Source organism: Mesobacillus sp., assembly GCF_049588175.1.
Classification (GTDB): Bacteria; Bacillota; Bacilli; order Bacillales; family Cytobacillaceae; genus Mesobacillus.
Window position 1 is genome coordinate 1 of sequence record NZ_JBAVFI010000379.1, and the last position, 6,021, is coordinate 6,021.

4 protein-coding genes are annotated in these 6,021 nt (G+C 41.6%); all 4 read right to left on the reverse strand.

Annotation, left to right across the window (positions count from 1 at the left end):
• Nucleotides 1-511: 511 nt before the first annotated feature.
• Nucleotides 512-916, reverse strand: coding sequence for a DUF350 domain-containing protein (locus WB217_RS09465; RefSeq protein ID WP_335431757.1), 405 nt, complete (start codon nt 914-916; stop codon nt 512-514).
• Nucleotides 917-1,099: 183 nt separating this feature from the next.
• On the reverse strand, nt 1,100-3,454 hold the full coding sequence (locus WB217_RS09470) for an endonuclease MutS2 (protein ID WP_423992830.1): 2,355 nt from the start codon (nt 3,452-3,454) through the stop codon (nt 1,100-1,102).
• Nucleotides 3,455-3,541: 87 nt separating this feature from the next.
• Nucleotides 3,542-5,263, reverse strand: a complete 1,722-nt coding sequence (gene polX, locus WB217_RS09475) for a DNA polymerase/3'-5' exonuclease PolX (RefSeq protein ID WP_423992832.1) — start codon at nt 5,261-5,263, stop codon at nt 3,542-3,544.
• 483 nt (nt 5,264-5,746) lie between these two features.
• Nucleotides 5,747-6,021: CvpA family protein (locus tag WB217_RS09480; protein ID WP_423992834.1), on the reverse strand; the 275-nt coding region annotated here is incomplete at its 5' end.

Genomic DNA, 6,021 nt, shown 5'->3' on the forward strand with positions numbered 1-6,021 from the left:
GTTATAAACCTGCTTATACGTCAATTCCTTCCCCATAAAGTGTATTGCGACTTTATCAGGAAATTTCTCTGCAGTCTGCTTCAAATAATTCTGGACCGTTGCTTCCTGAAGATCCAGTGTAGCAGGTATCTCAGGAGGATATTGCGATAGCCATGGCCTGTTTTCCAACATTCGTTACCCCCTTATTTAAAATTTTTTGAAAATTATTATATTTCCCTCATTATAATATAATGGTCTTTTTATGACAATTAGAATAGTTTTTTGTAGGATATTTGCTCTATTAGGCATGTCCTGACGATATATCTACAATGTGCTTTAAAACAACCTAATTTTTACTGATTTAAGTTGAGAAGAATTTTCATCGAAGAAAAAGAACCGCCCAAATTATAGGCGGTTCTAAAACAGACTCTACGTAAAAAACATCATATAGATAAAGCCGACTAACAGGAATGCTCCACATAGAATCAGCAATATTTTCGCCAGTTTTTCCATCTGATTTTAAATCCTCCTGTTATATTCCCGCTCCGATTATATAGGACAGACCAACTGATATAACCATGGATATGAAACCGACAGCACGGTTGTCATTCTCGATTTCTTTATCAATATTAAACTTCGGCGTCAGGAATTCATAAATAAAATAGCCAATTAAAAGCAGCACAAAGCCGAAAACTCCCCAGATGATCATGGTCAGCAATGAATCATGCTGATTGATAGAGTGGCGAAATATATTGGCAACCCCAAATATTTTTCCGCCAGTAGCCATCGCAACAGAAATATTCCCTTTCTGGATTTCATCCCAATTGCGATATTTCGTCACCAGCTCAAAAACGGCAAGGAATACGACCATACAGAGAATCGCTACACTATAATAACCAGCCGTCACTATATATTCATTTTCCCAAAAATGATTCATAACCATTCTCCCCGTATTTATTTAACACCTCGTGCATCACCTATTATAAGATATTTGCCAGGCTTTTGTACTAATTATTTTACCGTACACAGTATAAGCTTTTGGTGAAAAAATAAATTGAAGCAGTCCACAAGTCTGGATCTTTATTTATTAATAAGCCTCATCTTGCCGGACTTCGATCACTTATTTAAATTCGACAACAGTAACACCGGTTCCGCCTTCGCCTGCGTCGCCGAACCTGATTTTCTTAACTGAACGGTGATTCTTTAAGTACTCCTGGACGCCTTGCCTTAACGCGCCTGTCCCTTTACCGTGAATGATGTTAACACGCGGGTATCCTGCGAGCAATGCATCGTCAATATATTTTTCAACTCTCATAAGAGCATCCTCGTAACGCTCTCCACGGAGGTCTAATTCGAGACTAACATGAAAATCTTTCCCTTTTACTATCGCAACTGGTTTAGTTTCAACAGGCTTTGGAGAATTGATATATTCCATATCCGTTTCTTTGACTTTCATCTTCAGAATGCCGATTTGGACCTGCCATTCTTTCTTTGAAACGCGTTCTATCAGATGACCTTTTTGATCAAATGTTAAGACCTTCACCTCGTCACCAGGTTGATATTCATGCTTTCCAGCCTTCGCTTTGCTGCCTTTTTTCACTTGTCTTAACTCAGGGGCAGCATCACTCAAGCGCCGTTTGGCATCGATTAATTCGTGCTCTTTAATTTCTGCTCCTTTTTCAAGGCGGAGCTTGCGGAGCTCACGAATGATTTCTTCTGCCTCATCCCTGGCCTTTTCAACAATTGCAGCCGCTTTTACTTTGGCTTTTTCAGCTAGTTCGTCTTTTCTGTCATAATAATCAGCCATCTGCTTTTGCAGATCCTGATGGAGATTTTCAGCATCTTTGAAAAGCTGATGGGCTTCTTCACGATCTCTTTCAGCCTGTCTCCTGCTTGTCTCGAGTGAAGCGATCATATTTTCAACTTCATTGCTATCCTCGCTGATATATGATCTTGCCGTTTGGATTACTGATTCCTTTAACCCAAGTCTTTTCGAAATTTCAAAGGCATTGCTTCGGCCTGGGACACCAATCAAAAGCTTGTAAGTCGGGCTGAGCGTTTCTACGTCAAATTCCACACTGGCATTTATTACACCTTCACGATTGTACCCATATGCCTTTAGCTCAGGATAGTGAGTGGTGGCAATCACCCTCGCACCGCACTTATACACTTCATCCAAAATGGAAATAGCAAGTGCCGCGCCTTCCTGAGGATCCGTTCCTGCGCCTAGTTCATCGAATAACACCAGACTGTTATAATCCACTTTGTTGAGGATTTCCACAATATTGACCATATGGGATGAGAAGGTACTTAAGCTTTGTTCGATTGATTGTTCATCACCGATATCTGCATAAACAGATTCAAAAACAGCCACTTCAGACCCATCAAGCGCAGGAATTTGCAATCCAGCCTGGGCCATCAGTGTGCAAAGGCCAACTGTCTTAAGCGTAACCGTTTTACCGCCGGTATTCGGACCGGTAATAACGATGGTCGTATAATCCTTGCCAAGTGCGACGCTGTTGGCAACTACTTCAGCGATTGGGATTAAGGGATGCCGTGCCTTAATAAGGTTGATTCGGCCCTCATTATTTACAATTGGCTTAGAACCTTTTATCCTGCTGCCATACCTTGCCTTAGTAAACATAAAATCCAGCTCAGCCATTATTACAACAATTGCTAGAAGCTCATCATGATATTCAGCAGTCAAGGCCGATAGTTCAGATAGTATTCTTTCGATTTCAAGCTGCTCTTTTATCCTGATCGTTTGTAGTTCATTGTTTAATTGAACAACAGATTGAGGCTCGATAAATAATGTTTGTCCTGAAGAGCTTTGGTCATGGATGATGCCGCCATAATGGCTGCGGTATTCCTGTTTGACAGGGATGACAAATCGGTCATTCCTGATCGTGATGATTGCATCCGACAGCATTTTAGCAGCATTGGAGGAGCGGATCATGCTCTCCAGCTTTTCCCGTACCCTTGACTCTCTAGTTCTCATTTGCTGACGGAGCGATCGAAGGGCTTCACTTGCACCGTCCAGAACCTCTCCGCCTTCATCAATTGCATTTTTAATTGATTCCTCTAATTTGGCGAGCACAATAATTCCTTCTGCATAGTTTAGTAAAATTGGAACATCTGTAAGCTCCTGAAGGTCCTCGATGAATCGCTTCATTTGTCTGCTCGCATGGACAGTGCTTGCCACTTGGACGAGTTCAATCGGACTGAGCATCCCGCCGATTTGAGCTCTTTTCGTATGCGGTCTTATATCGTGAATCCCGCCTAATGGAATATTTCCTTTTATCCTAAGCACTTTGGCCGCTTCATCTGTTTCTTCCTGAAGCCGTGAAACTTCTTCAAAATCCGCAGATGGCATTAAGTTTTGAGCTTTTTCCCTACCCAATGAGGAATGTGTATGTTCGATCAGCTGATTCCTGACTTTATCAAATTCAAGTGTTTTCATCGCTCGTTGCTGCACAAAAATTTCCTCCTTCTTCTCAATCGAAGGTTCTCTTTTAATAATGATCTATCCGTATTGAAGAGAGTCTAGATTCAAAAATAAAATTTACTTATGGCGGTCATGCAGGAACTCAAGCAATCCATTCAGGTCTAATGCATTCAATACCGAGGATTCCTTGACCCAGCCCTTTCTTGCCGCTGTAACCCCTATTTCCATATGTTTAAGTGTATCTACTTTATGAGCATCTGTATTAATGACAATTTTAACTCCAGCTTCCTGAGCTTTTCTTAGATATTCCGATGCAAGATCCAGCCTGTTAGGATTGGCATTCAGTTCAAGCGCAGTATTCGTATCCTTAGCCAGTTCGATCAGCATATCGATATCCACGGAATAGCCCTCACGTCTTCCAATCAGCCTGCCTGTAGGATGGGCAATGATATCAACATTGGCATTTACCAACGCCGTTTTCAAGCGATGCATGATTTTTTCAGTAGGCTGTGAAAATGACGAATGGATGGATGCAATAACCAAATCAAGCTCAGCTAACAAATCATCATCAAAATCAAGGCTGCCATCCGGTAAAATATCCATTTCGATCCCTGTCAGGATTGTAAAACCATCAAATTTCTTATTCAGTTCCTTCACTTCTTCTATTTGTTTCCTTAACCGTTCTGGCGTAAGACCGTTCGCTACTTTTAAATATTGGGAGTGGTCAGTAATGGCCATATATTTATAGCCTCTTCTAATACACTCGTTAGCCATTTCTTCTATTGAATGGCCACCATCACTCCAGGTTGAATGCATATGAACGTCACCTTTGATTGCATCCAGTGTAATCAGTTTTACATCCTCTTTATATAACTCCACTTCTGAACCATCTTCGCGAAGTTCAGGCGGAATAAAAGGAAGCCCAAAATACTGATAAAATTCCTCTTCGGACTTAAAAGTCGTTACCTCACCTGTTTCAACATTTTCCACACCATACTCGCTGATTTTTTCACCTTTTTCCTTAGCAAGCTGGCGCATTCTGACATTATGATCCTTCGAGCCCGTAAAATGATGAAGAGCCGTCACGAATTCTTCAGGTGAAACGAGACGGAAATCCACGTTCACATCATAATCAAGTCCAAGGGTCACCGAAACCTTCGTATCACCTGCAGCGATGATCTCCTTGATTTTTGGCAGTTTGACTAACTCTTCTTTAACTGCTTCCGGGGTTTCTGAAGAGATAATAAAATCGAGGTCCTTAATTGTTTCTCTCATCCTTCTAAGGCTTCCTGCGCGAGAAAACTGGTCTATTCCTTCTATCATTTGAAGTTGGGACTCAATTAATTCTGCGACAGGCAGCATATATGCCAATGGCAAACGTTCTGGTCTCGTCCCAAAGTTTTCAATCGATGCGAGAATCTTCTCTTCTGTCTTCTTGCCAAAGCCTGCAAGATCGCGAATCTTCCCTGCCTTAGCGGCTTCCTCTAAATCGTGGATACTCTCAATACCTAGCTCTTTGTAAAGCTTAGCTATTTTTTTGCCGCCCATTCCTGGAAGCTGAAGAAGCGGGATTAGTCCACTCGGGACCTCCTCCTGTAGTTCCGCAAGCTCTGTTGATGTGCCTTTTTCCATATATTCCAGGATGACGGAAGCAGTACCTTTACCGATCCCTTTTATTTCAGTCAGGTCTCCCATTTCCGACATGCTTCTTTCATCGGCTTCAAGAGCGGCTGCCGCTTTTCTGAAGGCTGAGACCTTGAATGGGTTTTCACCTTTTAATTCCATATATATAGCAATTGTTTCGAGCAATTGTACGATATCTTTTTTATTTGCTGGCATAATGCCCACCTGCCTTTTCTTTTCTATTCCAGAAGCAAAGAGATATTACATAATAGGTCGATTGTATTCTATTTTATAGAAAACAAGCTTGCCTGTGAAATTAAATGAAACATTTTGCAAATGGCTCTGTTAACAAGGCTGTTGATTTTCGTTCCAGGCGCTTCGCTTTCCGCGGGGCTGGCGCTGAGCCTCCTCGTCGCTTCGCTCCTGCGGGGTCTCACCTGACCAGCTGCGCCCGCAGGAGTCTACGCGCCTTCCACTACAATCAACAGGGTTTAAAAAACAACATTGGGCATTAACAGAGCCTTGCAAAAGTAGCTGTAATCTAGCTTGTGAATATATAGCTGCACATTCAGTTTTCGCCTAATGTAATATATGTTCGGTTAGTTGCTAGTAATATTCCCATATACGAAAAGGCTTTGCCCTTTTTTACATTATGTCAAAAAGTCCTGATAAAAGAAAAACTTCTCCGCAAAAGAGAAGTTATGCAGCGATATATTCAATCCATAGTTGTTTTATTTGCTGTGAAAATACTGGGGTATTTTTTATGATATTTTCGGCAAGAATTGAATCGTTCAATGGGTCCTGGATTGCCTGGATTGGCAAAAGTGCAGCTATGTATAAAATGATTAACATGACCAGATAGACTTCCACTAATCCTAACAGACCGCCGGCCCAAACATTGAGCTGGTGGAGTATTGGCAGGTTTGCGACAAAGTCCAGCATTGAGCCAATAATTTGGAGCAAAATCTTTACAG